At 64.0% G+C, this 16,597-nt stretch carries 14 protein-coding genes; 7 read left to right on the forward strand and 7 right to left on the reverse strand.

Translation table 11 applies throughout. The features are described 5' to 3' along the window. Both BRAS3843_RS21475 and BRAS3843_RS21480 read right to left on the reverse strand, forming a co-directional pair. A partial coding sequence (locus BRAS3843_RS21475) for a DUF924 family protein (protein ID WP_244425439.1) occupies positions 1–614 on the reverse strand: 614 nt, incomplete at its 3' end. A gap of 254 nt (positions 615–868) precedes the next feature. Continuing rightward, on the reverse strand, positions 869–2,413 hold the full coding sequence (locus tag BRAS3843_RS21480) for a sodium:proton antiporter (RefSeq protein WP_008971146.1): 1,545 nt from the start codon (positions 2,411–2,413) through the stop codon (positions 869–871). A 128-nt stretch (positions 2,414–2,541) separates the two neighbouring features. Here BRAS3843_RS21480 and BRAS3843_RS21485 point away from each other — a divergent pair, with 128 nt between their 5' ends. The 4 genes from BRAS3843_RS21485 (at position 2,542) to BRAS3843_RS21500 (ending at position 6,688) form a co-directional block, all read left to right on the forward strand. Then, entirely contained in the window at positions 2,542–3,327 is a 786-nt protein-coding gene (locus tag BRAS3843_RS21485) for a hypothetical protein (protein ID WP_008971147.1), read from the forward strand. 155 nt (positions 3,328–3,482) lie between these two features. Beyond that, entirely contained in the window at positions 3,483–5,393 is a 1,911-nt protein-coding gene (locus BRAS3843_RS21490) for a propionyl-CoA synthetase (RefSeq protein ID WP_008971148.1), read from the forward strand. 100 nt (positions 5,394–5,493) lie between these two features. Beyond that, positions 5,494–5,766, forward strand: a complete 273-nt coding sequence (locus tag BRAS3843_RS21495; protein ID WP_008971149.1) for a hypothetical protein — start codon at positions 5,494–5,496, stop codon at positions 5,764–5,766. A 184-nt stretch (positions 5,767–5,950) separates the two neighbouring features. Next, a complete protein-coding gene (locus tag BRAS3843_RS21500) occupies positions 5,951–6,688 on the forward strand; it encodes an OmpW family outer membrane protein (RefSeq protein WP_008971151.1) in 738 nt (245 codons plus the stop codon). A 101-nt stretch (positions 6,689–6,789) separates the two neighbouring features. Here the strand turns inward: BRAS3843_RS21500 and BRAS3843_RS21505 are convergent, their stop codons facing one another. Further along, on the reverse strand, positions 6,790–7,482 hold the full coding sequence (locus BRAS3843_RS21505) for a cell cycle transcriptional regulator TrcR (RefSeq protein ID WP_008971152.1): 693 nt from the start codon (positions 7,480–7,482) through the stop codon (positions 6,790–6,792). Positions 7,483–7,724: 242 nt separating this feature from the next. On the opposite strand from BRAS3843_RS21505, the gene ispH reads away from it, so the two are divergent. From ispH to rnhA, 3 genes are read left to right on the forward strand one after another with little or no spacing between them, the layout of a single operon-like run. Further along, entirely contained in the window at positions 7,725–8,693 is a 969-nt protein-coding gene (ispH, locus tag BRAS3843_RS21510) for a 4-hydroxy-3-methylbut-2-enyl diphosphate reductase (RefSeq protein ID WP_035982400.1), read from the forward strand. A 6-nt stretch (positions 8,694–8,699) separates the two neighbouring features. Then, positions 8,700–9,680 carry a homoserine kinase gene (locus tag BRAS3843_RS21515; protein ID WP_008971154.1) on the forward strand — a complete coding sequence of 327 codons (981 nt, stop codon included), beginning with the start codon at positions 8,700–8,702 and terminating at the stop codon, positions 9,678–9,680. Beyond that, entirely contained in the window at positions 9,677–10,141 is a 465-nt protein-coding gene (gene rnhA / locus BRAS3843_RS21520; RefSeq protein WP_008971155.1) for a ribonuclease HI, read from the forward strand. The genes BRAS3843_RS21515 and rnhA overlap by 4 nt, the downstream gene beginning before the upstream one ends. 416 nt (positions 10,142–10,557) lie before the next feature. On the opposite strand, the gene BRAS3843_RS21525 is transcribed toward rnhA, so the two are convergent. The 4 genes from BRAS3843_RS21525 to BRAS3843_RS21540 form a co-directional block, all read right to left on the reverse strand. After that, complete coding sequence (locus tag BRAS3843_RS21525) at positions 10,558–11,043, reverse strand: peroxiredoxin (protein ID WP_035982397.1); 486 nt, start codon at positions 11,041–11,043, stop codon at positions 10,558–10,560. A 128-nt stretch (positions 11,044–11,171) separates the two neighbouring features. Continuing rightward, positions 11,172–12,860 (reverse strand): long-chain fatty acid--CoA ligase, encoded by a 1,689-nt coding sequence (locus BRAS3843_RS21530; protein WP_008971157.1) that lies wholly within the window; start codon positions 12,858–12,860, stop codon positions 11,172–11,174. Positions 12,861–13,024: 164 nt separating this feature from the next. Then, positions 13,025–14,473, reverse strand: coding sequence for a serine hydrolase (locus tag BRAS3843_RS21535; protein WP_008971158.1), 1,449 nt, complete (start codon positions 14,471–14,473; stop codon positions 13,025–13,027). Between the two features lie 172 nt (positions 14,474–14,645). Then, a complete protein-coding gene (locus BRAS3843_RS21540) occupies positions 14,646–16,436 on the reverse strand; it encodes a glucan ABC transporter ATP-binding protein/ permease (protein ID WP_008971159.1) in 1,791 nt (596 codons plus the stop codon). Positions 16,437–16,597 lie beyond the last annotated feature (161 nt).

The raw sequence follows: 16,597 nt of genomic DNA on the forward strand, positions 1-16,597 counted from the left end.
TAGCGCTGCTCTTCCGCCGTCATGGCACGGCCGAGAATGCGGTTGCGGTGAGGAAAACGGCCGAAGCGCCTGATGATGTCGCAATGGCGCTCGGCGGCCCGCGCCGGCCGTTCGCCGAGTGGACGAAACAGCGCCACGGCGCGCTCCTGGTCGGCGAGACCTTCGGAGTGACATAGCGGCATATAGAGGAAGCTCCGGAGCGCGGGAATGAGCTGCCGGTCATGGCCGGCTTCAATGGCGCGTTTGGCGAGCATGAGTGCCAGAGAATCGCTCTCGTACATGCGCGAGGTGCCGCGGAATGAATTGCGTGGGAACTGGTCGAGCAGGATCAGGAGCGCCAGCGCGCCGTTCGGCGTCGCCGACCAACAGTCGAGCCGGCCCGATCTTGCGAGCTCGTAGGCATGCAGGAATGTCTCACGGAAGCGAGCGTCGAAATCGGCATCCTTGGTGAACCACCTCTCCATGCCGGCCTGCTGCCAGAAGGAGACGACGTCATCGGGCTTGACCGGCCGCATCCCTGCATTGCGAAGAGGCTCGCGACCGGCGTGATGTTCGAGCTCGACGAAGCCTTCGCGGCTTATGGCTCCGACGCCGGTTGGTCGACTGACGCACATCATGACATCCCATCGCAAGGTGTCGCACGCGACGAGTGCGTTGAGTGGACACCAATCGCGCGGATCAAGGTTCGCAGACTAACGACGAGATGAGTAGAAATTTTCGGGAGGCGCGCGTCACATTGCTATCATCTCTCCGCGCGCATCTCTCGCGATCAGGTGAGCCGGTCCACTTGTTTGTTGCGGACGTAACGCTGGATGCGTGGATATTTCAGGCGTGTTACGTCATGCGTTACGATGACATCTTCCGCCTGCTAGCCCTCGGCGCTGAGCTCGGCGCGATCGAGCTCTTCCTCGATCTGGTGGAAAGCGTCGTCGCCGATTTCCTCGGAATTCCGCAAGCCCAGGATGGCGTTGCGGGCGGCGCGGATGGCGCGACGCCGCAGTGGATCGGCTGGTAGTTCGGTCGCGGCGATACCGCCGTCGGGGCTCCCATCCGCCTGCATCAGGAGCTCGCGATATTCCTGCCGCAACAGATCCGCCGCCTCCGACGGATCGCCGTCGATCTCCTCGAGCGCGGCGCGGAATGCCACGCCGCGGGCGCGCGCGACTTCGAGCGCCACGGGACTGTCATCCTGCAACCGCAGCATCAAGATCAGCGGCCGCAGCGTCAGGCCCTGAAGCACCAGCGTTCCCAGCACGGCCGAACACGCCGTCAGCAGGATGAGCTCGCGATAGGGAAAGCCCTCCGGGAGAGCAAAGGCTGATGCCAATGTGACGATTCCCCGCATGCCGCACCAGCCCACGACAATGCCGCCTTTGAGCGTCGGGCCGCCTGTGGCCAGGCTTTGCCGCAGCAGTCCTTTTGCCGTCAGGAGGCGCATGATGAGGCCATACACGGCGACCCATAGGATGCGCACGACGATGATGACGGCGAGCACGCAGCCGGCAACCTCGGCATAATGCAGCCGCACGGTGTCATCGAGCTGGATCCAGATCGGGCGGAGCTGCATGCCGATCAGCATGAAGGCGAGCACGTTGAGCATGAAGACCGCGGTTTCCCACACCGCATAGGACGGCACCCGCAGCCGAGCCGGCGTGCGCGCCGGCGCAGTGCGGGCGAGCGTGACGGCATAGACCACGGTGGTCAGGATGGCGGAGAGCCCCAATCGTTCGGCCGCGATCCAGATGGTGAACGTGCCGGCAAATTGCAGAATGATCGCGGTTGGCGCATCGTTTACGCGAGGGGTTAGGCGAAGCCAGATCTTCGCTGCGACATAGCCGGCGATCGGACTTCCCGCCAGGCTGAGCGCGACCGAAGGAGCGATCTCGCGCCAAGCGAGATGCGTCATCGCAGCCGCGCCGACCGCGGTCCGGTAGATCAAGAGTGCACTGGCATCGTTGAGCAGGCTCTCGCCCTCCAGCACCTTGAGCAGGCGATAGGGCAGCTTGACCTGGCGAAGAATGGCGACGGCTGCGGCTGCGTCGGGTGGCGCAACGATCGCGCCGAGTGCGGCCGCCGCAGACCAAGGCATATCGGGCACCAGCCTGCGGGCCACAATCGCCACTGCAATTGTGGTTACGGCCACCGCGATGACGACCAGCGTCGAGACGGGAAGCCAGTTGTTGCGGAGGTCGCGCAGCGAGGTGTCGTAGCCGGCATCGAGCAGCACCGGCGCGACGAACAGGGCCAGTGTCAGTTCAGGATCGAGTGTCCAGGACGGGACGGCCGGCACGAATGCGAGCATCACGCCCGCAATTGCGAGGAAGGTCGGATAGGGGACCTTCACCTTTCGCGCCAGCGCCGAAAGCACAACCGCGCCGAGCAGCAGGCCGATGATCCATTCGAGTGTCGTCAAGCGAGGGGTCCTGCGCTACGATGGGTGGGTGCCTGCGAGTGTAGCATCCAAAATCCGCCGATATCAGCGCCGCAAAATTGTTCCTCAGACTGGCTGTGAATGGACTGACTTGTATTCTCGGATGCTTGATGCATAGACCTTTGAATGCCGTGGCTGCCCGTTTTCTTCATGTGACGGTGAGTGCCATTGCGCTGTTGCTCGCGGCTGAGGCGCATGCCGTCGGCGCGGCCGACCCGGCCAAGGAGCCGCCAGCCGATCCCGCAGCCTGCCTGGCAGCGTCCAGGGCCAATGACGCGGACAAGGTGCTGCGTGAATGCAGCGTGCTGATCGATGATCCCAAAGCGATCAGGACCGACCGCATCAATGCGCTGATCGCCCGCGCATCTGTCCTGATCAGCAGAGGGCAGCCCGATCGGGCCATCGCCGACTACGACGTTGTGCTGCAGCTCGATCCCACGCTCGCGGACATCTTCAACGCGCGCGGCGAGCTGCAGCGCCAGCGCGGCGACCGGCCGAAAGCGCTTGCCGATTTCGCCGCCGCGCTCAAGCTCAACCCCGCTCATGTCAGCGCGCGCAGCAACTACCGTTCGCTGGCCCAGGAGATCGAGCGTCTCGGCGCCCAGATGGCGGTTGCGGGTAGGCCGAGCTTCAATTGCGCGACGGCCCGTCGGCTGGTCGAGAAGGCGATCTGTGCCGACCCCGAATTGGCCGATCTCGACCGCGAAATCACTGTCTCCCAGGACTGGGCGATCCGCGAGGCCTCGAAACTGGGTTCCCGCGAGGTCAGGCTGCGTCAGCGCGAGCAGGAGGATTATCTCGCCCGACGCAATGCTGAATTCGGCCGTCCCGGCTACGATCTGAAAAAAACCATGCGGGACCGGCTGCATCAGCTGCAGGGAGCCGGCGGACACTGACGGGGCCGCCGGTCGCGCGCCATCTTTCCGGCTTGAATTGCGCCAGCTTCGCGGGACAATGCCGCCAAATCGTCTTTGGAATTGATCCGGATCATGGCCGGAAAGCCGGCGCCGATCCAGGTCGATAAGGACAAAAGACATGCGGGAGGAAACCTATGAATATCCAGGGACAGAGCCGGTATCACGAGGTTCATGCCCGGTCGCTGCAGGACCCTGAGGGGTTCTGGGGCGAGGCTGCGCGCGCGATCGATTGGATCGAGCCGGCAAAGAAAATTTTTGATCCCACGATCGGCGCTTACGGCCGATGGTTTGCGGGCGCCGTCGTCAACACCTGCTACAACGCGCTCGACCGCCACGTCGCCGGTGGCCGTGGCAGCCAGGTGGCGCTGATCCATGATTCGCCGCTGACCAACGCGATCACGACCTTCACCTATGCCGAGATGCTCAAGGAGGTCGAGACGCTGGCCGCCATCATGCAGGATTTCGGGGTCACCAAGGGTGACCGCGTCATCCTGTATATGCCGATGGTGCCGGAGGCGATGACGGCGATGCTGGCCTGCGCGCGCATCGGCGCGGTCCACTCCGTCGTGTTCGGCGGTTTCGCGGCCAAGGAGCTTGCCACCCGGATCGACGATGCGACCCCGAAGCTGATTCTCTCGGCAAGCTGCGGCATCGAGCCTGGCCGCATCGTGCACTACAAGCCGCTGCTCGACGAGGCCATCAGGCTTGCGACCGCCAAGCCCGAAGCCTGCATCGTGCTGCAGCGGCCGCAGCACGTCTGCGAGCTCATGCCGGGGCGCGACTACGATTGGAACGCGTTGCGCAAATCCGCGCTCGTCAACGGCAAGCGCGCGCCTTGCGTGCCGGTGCTCGCCACCGATCCGCTGTACATCCTCTACACCTCGGGCACGACCGGTAAGCCGAAGGGCGTGGTGCGCGACAATGGCGGGCATCTGGTCGCGCTGAAATGGTCGATGGAATATCTCTATGGCATCAAGCCGGGCGAGGTCTGGTGGTGCGGCTCCGACATCGGCTGGGTGGTCGGCCATAGCTACATCATCTACGGACCTTTGCTCCATGGCGCGACCTCGGTCATGTATGAGGGCAAGCCGGTCGGCACGCCCGACGCCGGCGCGTTCTGGCGCGTCATCAGCCAGCACAAGGCGGTGGCGCTGTTCACCGCGCCGACCGCGTTTCGTGCCATCCGCAAGGAAGACCCGGACGGCAAGCTGCTGCGCCAATACGACCTGTCGCAATTCCGCACGCTGTTTCTGGCGGGCGAGCGCGCCGATCCGCCGACGGTGGAATGGGCGGAGCAGCAGCTCAAGGTGCCGGTGATCGATCATTGGTGGCAGACCGAGACCGGCTGGTGCATTGCCGGCAATCCGGTCGGCCTTGGGCTTTTGCCGGTCAAGCACGGCTCGCCGACGGTGCCGATGCCGGGCTATCAGGTCGATGTGGTGGACGAGGCCGCCAAGCCCGTGCCGGTCAACACGATGGGCTCGATCGTGATCAAGCTGCCGATGCCGCCGGGCTGCCTGCCGACCCTGTGGCAGCAGGAGGACCGCTTTAAGGAGTCTTATCTCAGCGAATTCCCGGGCTACTACAAGACCTCGGATGCCGGCTACAAGGACGAGGATGGTTATGTCTTCGTGATGGGCCGCACCGACGACATCATCAATGTCGCCGGGCATCGGCTCTCGACCGGCGGCATGGAGGAGATCCTCGCCTCGCACGCCGATGTTGCCGAATGTGCGGTGCTCGGCATCAAGGATGCGATCAAGGGCGAGGTGCCTTGCGGCTTCATCGTGCTCAAGGCCGGCGTGACGCGCAGCCCGTCCGAGATCGAGAAGGAGATCGTGGCGCTGGTGCGCGACAAGCTCGGGCCCGTCGCCGCCTTCAAGCTTGCGATCACCGTCGGCCGGCTGCCGAAGACGCGCTCGGGCAAGATCCTGCGCGGCACCATCAAGAAGATCGCCGATGGCGACGAATGGACCATGCCGGCTACCATTGAGGATCCCAAGGTGCTGGACGAGATCGGTGAGGCGCTGAAGGGGCGGGCATGAGGCGCCGGCCTGGTCCGGGTCCGCGTTCGATGCGCGGGCCCGACACTGGCAAAGTCCGAATTTTCGGCTAAACAGGGCGCCCATTCAGACCGAGAGTCCGATGCGCCCACTTCGCCTGCCTTTGATCCTCCCGATCTGCCTTGCCCTCTCGCTTGCCGCCTGCGCGACGCGCAACCAGGGGCCGGCCACGGCGCAGGGCAATGACGACGATGATTCGGCCTGCCGCGCTGGCGGCACGGTGGCGCCCGGCTCGCCGGAATATGTCGCCTGCCGCAAGGACCGCGACGTGCAGCGGCAGCGGGCGGAAGCGCGCGCCGACCGCAGACAGCGGGATCTCGGCGAGTTCATGCTCAACCATCCGGATCGGCCGTAAAAATACCGGCCAGCGACTGAAATCTGTTGTCATGTTTCGTGACCTGACTGCCACAGTCGGGTGACAATGCCGCCACGCCGGCCACGATTTGATCGAGATCAAATCCGTCGGGTTCCCGTGTCTGCCACATCTGCACGCGTAACGCGCATCTGTCGCGCGCCGAAGGGTGGCTATGGGGACTTCAATGACTAAGATCCAGAAACTGACGTCGTCGCTGCTGGGGTTGGCAGTGGCGATCTGCGGAGCGGTGAGCTTCGCGCAAGCGGCCGATCTGCAGGCTGCGCCGGTCTACACGAAGGCGCCGGTGGTGGAGACGTGGAGCCCGTGGCAGATCCGCCTTCGCGCGCTCGGTGTGCTGCCGGATGCGGGCGGCAGCACGGTCAATGTGGTGGGCGTTCCGGCGCTGTCGTCGCCGAATTCCGGCCTCAAGATCGGCGACTCCGTCGTTCCCGAACTCGACATCAGCTACTATTTCACCCCGAACATCGCGGCCGAACTGATCCTCGGTGTGACCCGGCACTCGATCAGCGGCACCGGGGCGCTCGCGGGCCTCAACATCGGCAAGACCACGCTGCTGCCGCCGACCTTGACCCTGCAATATCACTTCACCAATTTCGGTGCGTTCCAGCCCTATATCGGCGCCGGCGTGAACTACACGGTGATGTTCAACAATAGCGCCGCCAACCAGCTGACGCCCGGCGGTCTGGCCGTCACCAGCCTGCATGTCAGCAACGCGTGGGGCGGCGCGGTGCAGTTCGGCTTCGACTACATGATCGACCGGCACTGGGGCTTGAACTTCGACGTCAAGAAGCTGTGGCTGCGGCCGGACTATTCGGCCACCGTCAACGGCGTCATCCCGGTCAACGGCACCGCCCATATCGATCCCTGGCTGATCGGCGGCGGCGTGACCTACCGCTTCTGAGCCGAACCGCTTCCAAAAACAAAGGCGCCGGAGATTCTCCGGCGCCTTTTTTGTTTCTTCAGTGACGCCCTCGTTGTGACGTGGCGCGGCTTGCCGCGCGCTTACTCCTCGTCCTCGGGCTTCTTGCCGCCGATCGTCTTCAGCTTGGCGAACACGGCATCCACGTTGAGATCGTCCTGATCGCGCTCGGCCGGCTCGAACTCGTCCTTGCGGGTGGTCTCGGAAGCCGGCAGCAGGGTGGCGCCGCTGTACTGGGCGTCGATCGGCCGCTCCTTGGCGGCGCGCTGCACCTCGAAATCCAGCTCGATCTGCGAGCACAGGCCGAGGGTGACCGGGTCCATCGGGGTCAGGGTCTGCGCGTTCCAATGGGTCCGGTCGCGGACGCTGGCGATCGTGCTCTTGGTGGTGCCGACCAGGCGCATGATCTGCGCGTCCTTCAGCTCAGGGTGGTTGCGCAGCAGCCAGAGAATGGCGCTCGGCCGCTCGTGGCGGCGCGACACCGGCGTATAGCGCGGGCCCTTCCGCTTGCCCTGGGACGGCAGCACGACCTTGCTCTCCTGCAGCCTCAGGCGGTAATCCGGGTCGCGCTCGCCCTTTTCGATCTCCTCGCGGGTGAGCTGGCCGGTCGAGATCGGATCCATGCCCTTGATCCCCTGGGCGGCGTCCCCGTCGGCAATGGCGCGCACCTCAAGCGGGTGCATTTTGGTAAAATCAGCGACCTGGTCGAAGGTCAGCGCGGTATTGTCAACCAGCCACACGGCAGTTGCCTTTGGCATCAGCGGGGCGTTGCTCATGGCAAATCTCCTTTGTGCTCCGCCTCCTGCCTCGGAGGCGAAACCTGCGGTCATCGGGGATGACGGGAATTAGCCCTATATAAGCCGTCCGGGGGTCGCGGCGCAATGGCTCTGAAGAACAGCCTTGACAGCGCCGGAAAGCGGTCCCAAGTCCTGTCTCGACGCCTATTGCAATGACCGCCCCTGCTTGCCGGCTCCGGGGAGTGTTCGGTCACAAAAATCAGCCCGCACAGATCAGCTTCATGGCAGCCAAACCAGACCTTAGAATCGTGCTTTGCTCGCCGCGCGGCTTCTGCGCCGGCGTGGTTCGCGCCATCGACACCGTGGAACGGGCGCTCGCCATCTACGGGGCGCCGGTCTATGTCCGCCACGAGATCGTCCATAACAAATACGTCGTGGACAGCCTGAAGACCAAGGGCGCGATTTTCGTCGAGGAACTTTCCGAGATTCCTGACAGTACCAATGCACCGGTAGTATTTTCCGCCCACGGCGTGCCGAAATCGGTTCCGGCCGAGGCTCAGGCGCGCAATTTCTTTTCCCTGGACGCCACCTGTCCCTTGGTCACCAAGGTGCACCGGGAGGCTGCGATCCACTTTAAGCGCGGCCGCGAGATTCTTCTGATCGGGCATTCCCATCATCCCGAGGTGGTCGGCACCGTCGGCCAGTTGCCGCCCGGCGCCGTCACCTTGATCGAAACGGCCGAGGATGCCGAGACCTTTACGCCGAAGGACCCGAACAACCTGGCCTTCGTCACCCAGACCACGCTGTCGATCGACGACACCAAGGATATCGTGGCCATCCTGAAGGGCCGTTTTCCGAATATCTCGGGCCCGCACAAGGAAGACATCTGCTACGCCACCACCAACCGCCAGCTCGCGGTCAAGAAGGTGGCGCCGGTGGTCGACGCCCTGATCGTGGTCGGCGCGCCGAATTCGTCGAACTCGCAGCGGTTGCGTGAGGTCGCCGAGCGCGAAGGCTGTCCCATTGCAGTGTTGGCTCAGCGGGCCTCGGAGATCGACTGGACGCGCTTCGATAACATCAAGAGCCTCGGCATCACGGCCGGCGCCTCGGCTCCGGAAGTGATCGTCGAAGAGATCATGGGCGCTTTCGCCGAGCGCTATACGCTGCATGTGGAGACGGTGTCGGCCGCGGAGGAGAATGAGTTCTTCCCGCTGCCGCGTTCGCTGCGTCCCGAAGCGGCAGCGGAATAGACCTACATGGCGGTCTACACCGACGTCGCCGCCGACGAGCTTGCGGAATTCCTCAGACAATACGACATCGGCGAACTGCTCTCGTACAAGGGCATCGCCGAGGGCGTCGAGAACTCCAACTTTCTTCTTCATACCACCGGAGGCTCGTTCTTCCTGACGCTCTATGAGAAGCGCGTCGCGAGGGGCGACCTGCCGTTCTTCCTCGGCCTGATGGCGCATCTGGCCGGCCATGGCATCGTTTGCCCGCAGCCGGTCAGGATGACGAATGGCGAGACGCTATCGAGCCTGGCGGGCCGGCCGGCGGCGATCATCGACTTCCTCGAAGGCGTCTGGCCGCGCAAGCCGAACGCGGCCCATTGTGCGGCGATCGGCCAGGCGCTCGCCAAGCTGCACCTCGCTGGGGGCGATTTTCCGATGCATCGCGCCAATGCGCTGTCGGTGCAGGGCTGGCGGCCCTTGTTCGCGCAAGCCGCTCCACGCGCCGACGGCGTGCAGGCCGGGCTCGCCAGCTTTCTCGCCGCCGAGCTCGATTATCTGGAGAAATCCTGGCCGACGCAGTTGCCCGGCGGTGTGATCCATGCCGATCTATTCCCGGATAATGCGCTGTTTCTGGGCGACCAGCTGTCCGGCCTGATCGACTTCTACTTCGCCTGCAACGACATCCTCGCTTACGACGTCGCGATCTGCCTGAACGCCTGGTGCTTCGAGGCCGACCATTCCTTCAACGTCACCAAGGCGCGCGCCTTCCTCAATGCCTATGGCCGTGAGCGCGCGCTGTCTGAGGCCGAGCAGGAGGCGCTGCCGCTGCTCGCGCGCGGCGCTGCGATCCGTTTCCTGCTGACGCGGCTGGTGGATTGGCTCAACGTGCCACCCGGCGCGCTGGTGAAGCCGAAGGATCCGCTCGAATATGTCCGCAAGCTGCGCTTCCATCAGAGCGTCGCCAGTGTGCGCGACTACGGGCTCTCGGCGTCGGGAGCGATGGCGTGAGCGCACTTCCGCTTGTCATCGTCCACACCGACGGCGCCTGTTCGGGTAATCCCGGCCCGGGCGGCTGGGGTGCCATCCTGAAATTCGGCGACAAGGAAAAGGAATTGAAGGGCGGCGAGCCGCACACCACCAACAACCGGATGGAGCTGATGGCCGCGATCTCGGCGCTGGAGGCGCTGAAAAAGCCGTGCCAGGTCGAGCTCTACACCGACAGTCAATATGTGCGGCAGGGCATCACGGGCTGGATTCACGGCTGGAAGAAGAACGGCTGGAAGACCGCCGACAAGAAGCCGGTGAAGAATGCCGAGCTTTGGCAGCGGCTCGATGCGGCGCTGAAGCCGCACAAGGTCAACTGGCATTGGGTGAAGGGCCATGCCGGCCACGCCGAGAACGAGCGCGCCGATCAACTCGCCCGCGACGGCGTGGCGATGGCAAGGTTGCAGCAGAACGTGCGGGGCTGATCCATTCCGCCGTCATCGCCCGGCTCGACCGGGCGATCCAGTATTCCAGAGACTGTGGTGATTGATCGAGAGGCCACGGCGTACTGGATTCCCCGCCTTCGCGGGGAATGACAGCTATAGAGAAGGCCATGTGCCTCATTCTGATAGTCGCGTAGGGTGGGTAGAGCGAAGCGAAACCCACCATTGCGGCCGCTGCGAGATCGTTGATGGGTTTCGCTGCGCTCAACCCATCCTACAGTCTCACTCGAACCATCTCACTCCGCCGTCATCGCCCGCGCCGGCGGGCGATCCAGTATTGCAGAGGCAGGGATGATTGATCGAGAAGCTGCAGCGTACTGGATTCCCCGCCTTCGCGGGGAATGACAGTTGTGGCGGAGGAGGCAATGTGCCTCATCCTGATCACCCGGCCACGGTGCTCACAGCTGCTCGAGCAGCGTGTCGCCGCCGGAGACCTCGACCTTGCCCGGTGCGGCCTCGAGGTTGAGCTTCTTCACCACGCCGTCCTCGATCAGCATCGAGTAGCGCTTGGAACGGATGCCGAGCCCGGCGCCGGAGGCATCGAGCTCCATGCCGATCGCCTTGGTGAAGTCGGCATTGCCGTCGGCGAGGAACGTCGCCTCGTCGCGCTGGTCGGTGTCGCGCTTCCAGGCATTCATCACGAAGGCGTCGTTGACGGAGACGATCGCGATGGTGTCGACGCCCTTGTTCTTCATCGCATAGGCGTTGAGGAAGATGCTCGGCAGATGCATCTTGTGGCAGGTGCCGGTATAGGCGCCGGGCACGGCGAACAGCGCGACCTTCTTGCCCTTGAAGATGTCGTCGGTGGTTTTGACCTGCGGGCCTTCCCCCGTCATGACGCGAAATTGGGCCTGTGGCAGCTTGTCGCCTACTTGGATGGTCATCCTCAAATCTCCCTGGGTGGATCGCTTAGGTGTGGCCGCGTTACAATATTCGGACGCCTGGAAACGGCAACGGCGGCCTGCGTTCACGTGTCCGTCATCGCCGCTGATGGTGCGTAGCGAGGTCTATATCAAGCCGCAGCCGGCGGCTTCTTCTCGTCCCGCAACTCCCGGCGCAGGATCTTGCCGACATTGGTCTTCGGCAGCTCCGTCCTGAACTCGATCTGCTTCGGAACCTTGTAGTTGGTGAGCTGCTCGTGGCAATGCTTAACGATCTGGTCGGCCGTGAGATTGGGGTCCTTCCTGACGACGAACGCTTTCACCACCTCGCCTGACTTTTCGTCCGGCAGGCCGATCACGGCGGTTTCCAGCACGCCCGGATGGCTCGCGATCACTTCCTCGACCTCGTTCGGATAGACGTTGAAGCCGGAGACCAGGATCATGTCCTTCTTGCGGTCGACGATCTTGATCGAGCCGTCTTCTCCCATCACGCCGATGTCGCCGGTGCGGAAGTAGCCGTCCGCGGTCATCACTTTCGCGGTTTCGTCAGGACGATTCCAATATCCGGCCATCACCTGCGGACCTCTGGCACAGATTTCGCCGGCCTGTCCGAGCGGCACCTCGTTGCCCTCATCGTCGCGGATCGAGAGCCAGGTGGAGGGCAGCGGCAGGCCGATCGTGCCGGTGAATTCGGTTGCGGACGGCGGGTTGCAGGTCAGGACCGGCGAGGTCTCCGACAGCCCATAGCCTTCTGCAATGCTGCAGCCGGTGAGCTGTTTCCACTGGTCGGCCACCGGGCGCTGCACCGCCATGCCTCCGCCGTTGCAGATCTTGAGCTTGGTGAAATCGACTTTCCTGAAATCCGGATGATGCATGAGCCCGTTGTAGAGCGTGTTCACCGCCGGGAAGTTGTTGACCTGATACTTCATCAGCTCCTTGACGAAGCCCGCGATGTCGCGCGGGTTCGGGATCAGCAGGTTGGCGCCGCCGGCGCGCACGCCAAGCAGGAAGCAGGCGGTCAGCGCGAAGATATGATAGAGCGGCAGCGCACAGACGATGAGAAGCTGGTCGACATGCGGCGGCTTCTCCAGCGCGGGCTGCAGCCAGGCATCGTTCTGCAGCACGTTGGCGACGACGTTGCGATGGAGCAGGGTGGCGCCCTTCGAGACGCCGGTGGTGCCTCCGGTATATTGCAGGAAGGCGACGTCGTCGGGCGCAATGGCGGGCTTGGCGAAGCGCTTGGCGCGGCCTGCCGTGATGGCGTCATTGAACGGAACGGCGCGGGGCAGTGAATAGGCCGGCACCATCTTCTTCAGCCGGCGGACCACCAGGTTGACGATCACGCCCTTGAAGCCGAGCAGGTCGCCCATGCTGGCGACGACGACGTGCTTCACCTGCGTATGGCTCAGCACCTGCTGCACCGTGTGCGCGAAATTCTCCAGCACCAGGATTGCCTCGGCGCCGGAATCCTTCAGCTGATGCTCGAGCTCGCGCGGCGTATAGAGCGGGTTGACATTGACGACGGTAAAGCCGGCGCGCAGCACCGCGGAGATCGCGATCGGATATTGCAGCACGTTGGGCATCATCAGCGCGACGCGCGCGCCCTTGGCCAGGCCGAGGCCCTGGAGATAGGCGGCCAGCGCCACCGACATCTCGTCGAGGTCACGGTAGCTGATTGCCTTGTCCATGCAGATGAAGGCGCGCCGATCGGCGTACTTGGCAAAGCTTTCTTCCAGCAGCTCCACCAGCGACGAATATTGGCTCGGATCGACATCGGCGGGAACGCCGGCCGGGTAGTGCTTGAGCCAGATGCGCTCCATGGTTTCCTCTCTCGTTTCTCATATTCGCCGCGTGCGGCGAGGCTCTTGGCGGCCAATATCGAATTTCCGGCCGCTCAAGGCAAGCGGCCGGGAACTATTGCGGAAACGCGAATGAATGTCTGGAGCACCCAGCTGAAGCGGGGCCTGCCCGCGCGCCGGCGGGCTCACCCGTTCTTCGGTGCAGGCTTTGCGTCGCTGCTGCCGGTCCCGGCTCCAGCACCGGACTTCGGCTTCGCGGCCGCTTTGGGCTTGGCGGGCTTGGTCGCCGGATCGGAAGCCGGCTTGTCCGCCGCCTTGCCTCCGGCATTGGCGTGGTGAACGGCGGGCTTGGCGTCCGGCTTCGCCCCCTTGCCGGGCTTGACGTCGATCTTCACCTCGGTCCTGGCGGACTTCTTGGTGTCGGTCCTGGTCCCCACCGTGTCCGTCTCCCCCTTCCGGGAGGCCAGCCGCGCCTTCTTGCCACGGTGTTTCGGCGGCGTCTGGGCGTCGGCATCCGCGGCCATGGCGGCGATCAGCGCCGGGCCGGTGCGGGTCGGGCCGGTATAGACCAGGATCGGCTCTGACGGTTCGGGCGCCGCAGCCAGGATCTCGGAAGGCTTCAGCGCTGGTGCCTGCAGGCCGGCCAGCAATGCGCCGCCAGGCGATTCCTTGGCCGAGCTTGCAACCGTGTCATCGTCGTCGTCGCTAGCGGGGGCATGGCGTTTGCCGCTGCACACCTCGTCGTGGAGATCCGGCGCCGGGACGTCTGCCGGGACCAGGCTTTCGACCGTTCCGAGCGACGGCTTCAGCCAGGTCAGCGGTGTCCCGCCGAAGCCGCGATCGAGCATCTGCATCGCGCGCAGCGATCGCGCCTTGCCGGAGTTGGCGCCGAGCACGACTGCGATCAGCCGGCGGCCGTTCCGCGTGGCGGAAGCCACCAGATTATAACCGGACGCGCAAATGAAGCCTGTCTTGAAGCCGTCGGCGCCGGGATAGCGGCCGATCAGCTTGTTGAAGTTCTGCGTGATCCGCCGGCCGTAGCGGATTGAGGGAATGTGCACGAAATATTCGTAGTCCGGCAGATCGCGGATGATCGCCCGCGCCAGGATCGCCAAGTCGCGTGCCGAAGTGATCTGGGCGTCGTCGGGCAAGCCGTTGGGGTTGACATAGTTGGTCTGCGTCATGCCGAGCTTTTGGGCCGTGTCGTTCATCATGGCCGAAAAGCCTTCGATCGAGCCGCCGACACCTTCGGCCAGCACCACCGCCATGTCGTTCGCCGATTTTACCAGCATCATCTTCAACGCGTTGTCGACGGTGACCTGCGTGCCCGGGCGGAAGCCCATCTTTGATGGCACCTGCGAGGCCGCGAGCGGCGACACCGTGAACAGCGTGTCCAACGTGATCTTGCCGTCCTTGACCGCCTTCAAGGTGACGTAGGCCGTCATCATCTTGCTCAGCGAGGCCGGATGCCAGGGAACGGTCGCGTTCTGCGCCTCCAGCACCTTACCGCTATCGGCTTCGACCAGTAGCAGCACTTCGGCCTGCGCGAGGCGCGGCGCAAACAGCGCCAGGGCTGCAGCGACGATGAGGAGTTTGAACGGCGATTTGCGGAGCAACAGATGACGAGGTTGCACTATTCGATTCCGGTCCTTGGAGAACCCGCCTCTTTGTGAAGAGGAGGGCGCGTGATTCACGGGTTTCAAGCTATCCGGTGCCGACATCTGCGGCAGTTCGCGAACCTATAACGGCTTGCTGCTTCGGAATAGAGGCCGACCGTTCAATTCCACGACGAAGGTGGATCGCTCTCTAGACGGTAACTGCCGGGCTGTCGCTTGCCGGCTTCGCAAGGCTGGCTTGCGCGTCCTCATGTACCATGAATTGGGCCTTGGCGAGTTCCGCGAAATGGCCGCCCTTGGCAACGAGTTCATCGAATGTTCCGCTTTCGATCACGCGTCCTGCCTCGAACACCAGGATCTTGGTCGCGTTGCGGATGGTCGAAAGCCGGTGCGCGATCACGAAGGTGGTGCGTCCCTTCATCACTTCATCGAGCGCCGCATTGAGCTTGGCCTCGGTCACGGCATCCAGCGCGCTGGTGGCCTCGTCGAGAATCAGGATCGGCGGATCCTTCAAGAGCGCGCGAGCGATCGACAAGCGTTGGCGCTCGCCACCCGACAGCATGCGCCCGCGCTCGCCGGCATTGGTGTCAAAACCGCGCTCGGATCGTTCGATGAAGTCGAGCGCCTGTGCGCGAGCGGCTGCGGTACGCAACTCCTCGTCTGTCGCATCGGGCTTGCCGACCAAGAGGTTTTCGCGGATCGAGCGGTTGAACAGCAGCGCCTCCTGGAACACGACGCCGATGTTTCGGCGCAGGGCCGACAGTTTCAGCCCGCGCACGTCCATGCCGTCGATCTTGATGAAGCCCGATTGCGGATCGAAGGCGCGATGAAGCAGCGCGATCGCGGTGGATTTGCCCGCGCCGGTCGGCCCGACCAGCGCGACGGTCTGGCCGGGAAGCGCGGTGAAGGTGATGTCCTCGACCGCCGGCCGCTTGCCGTCATAGGAGAACGACACGTCGCAGAATTCCACCAGGCCCGACAGCCGGCCGGTATCGATCGCATCGGGCCGGTCGCGCACCGCCGGCACCGCGTCGAGCACGGTAAAAAATTCGGTCAGCCGCGGCGCTTCCATGAACACATTGTTGATGAAGGCGACGACCTGTTCGAGCTTCTGGATCAGCATGGTCGCGAAGGAGACGAACATCACGATCTCGCCGACCGAACTCATCCCGGCCTGGTGCAGCGCGATCCCAAGCGTGAAGATCGCGAGCACGGTGATCGTGGTCGAGGCGCGCGTGATGACGGACACCAGCGCCCACCAGCCCAGGACCGGCATCTGCACGGCCAAAAGCTGGCTGGCGACGTAGCGCAGGCCCTGCACCTCGGCATCGATGCGGACGAAGCTCTGCACCAGCGCGACGTTGCCGAGGGCGTCGGAGGCGCGCGCCGAGAGATTGCTGGCATGCTCCTCGACCTCGCTCTGCATGCCATAAGTCTTGCGTACGATCAGCGTGGTCAGCACCGTGAAGACGATGCAGAGCACGAACAGGAGGATTGCAAGCCGCCAATTGAGATAGAACGACAGCGGCAGCAGCACGACGACTGACATGATCGCCGCAAAATGCTCGCGGAAGAACGACAGCCAGAGCCGCCACAGCGCGTCGGTGCCATTCAGCATCACTTTCATCAGCCGCCCCGAATGGGTGCCGGAATGGAAGGTCAGCGGCAGCTGCAGGATGTGCTCGAAATAGCTGCTCAACACCGCTTGGCGTTGCCGGTGCGAGAGGCGGTCGGCATGCAGGGCGACGGCCGCGCCGGCGCCTATCGTGAACAGGCCGAACGCGACCCAGGCGGCCAGCAGCGGCCAGGCCGATGCTCCTGATGCGTTGCTGGACAGCGCATCCACGATGCGGCCGAACAGAACGGGCTCGGCGAATTGCGTGCCGGCGAGCGCGAGATTGGCGACAGCGAGAATCCAGCCAAGTCGGGCCTCCTTGCCGAGCAGCTGGAGTACACGGGCATAGATGCGGAGGAGGGACATGGTTAGCGGTCTTGGTTCGGTCGAATGGGCCTGCGAACGGCGCTATTTAACCCCGGATGGAAGCGAAGCGACAATTCAATTGATCAGGCGGCTGTCGACCGGCGGCAGAAAACTGTCGTCGAAAATATCGGCCGCCGTGGGGCGCGCATGGAATCGGTAAT

Source organism: Bradyrhizobium sp. STM 3843, from assembly GCF_000239815.1.
GTDB lineage: Bacteria > Pseudomonadota > Alphaproteobacteria > Rhizobiales > Xanthobacteraceae > Bradyrhizobium.

Excerpts from the sequence above, each read along its gene's own strand:
- BRAS3843_RS21485 (WP_008971147.1), top strand. The coding sequence starts at position 2,542 with ATGCATAGACCTTTGAATGCCGTGGCTGCCCGTTTTCTTCATGTGACG.
- BRAS3843_RS21490 (WP_008971148.1), top strand. The coding sequence starts at position 3,483 with ATGAATATCCAGGGACAGAGCCGGTATCACGAGGTTCATGCCCGGTCG.
- BRAS3843_RS21495 (WP_008971149.1), top strand. The coding sequence starts at position 5,494 with ATGCGCCCACTTCGCCTGCCTTTGATCCTCCCGATCTGCCTTGCCCTC.
- BRAS3843_RS21500 (WP_008971151.1), top strand. The coding sequence starts at position 5,951 with ATGACTAAGATCCAGAAACTGACGTCGTCGCTGCTGGGGTTGGCAGTG.
- BRAS3843_RS21505 (WP_008971152.1), bottom strand. The coding sequence starts at position 7,482 with ATGAGCAACGCCCCGCTGATGCCAAAGGCAACTGCCGTGTGGCTGGTT.
- ispH (WP_035982400.1), top strand. The coding sequence starts at position 7,725 with ATGGCAGCCAAACCAGACCTTAGAATCGTGCTTTGCTCGCCGCGCGGC.
- BRAS3843_RS21515 (WP_008971154.1), top strand. The coding sequence starts at position 8,700 with ATGGCGGTCTACACCGACGTCGCCGCCGACGAGCTTGCGGAATTCCTC.
- BRAS3843_RS21525 (WP_035982397.1), bottom strand. The coding sequence starts at position 11,043 with ATGACCATCCAAGTAGGCGACAAGCTGCCACAGGCCCAATTTCGCGTC.
- BRAS3843_RS21530 (WP_008971157.1), bottom strand. The coding sequence starts at position 12,860 with ATGGAGCGCATCTGGCTCAAGCACTACCCGGCCGGCGTTCCCGCCGAT.
- BRAS3843_RS21540 (WP_008971159.1), bottom strand. The coding sequence starts at position 16,436 with ATGTCCCTCCTCCGCATCTATGCCCGTGTACTCCAGCTGCTCGGCAAG.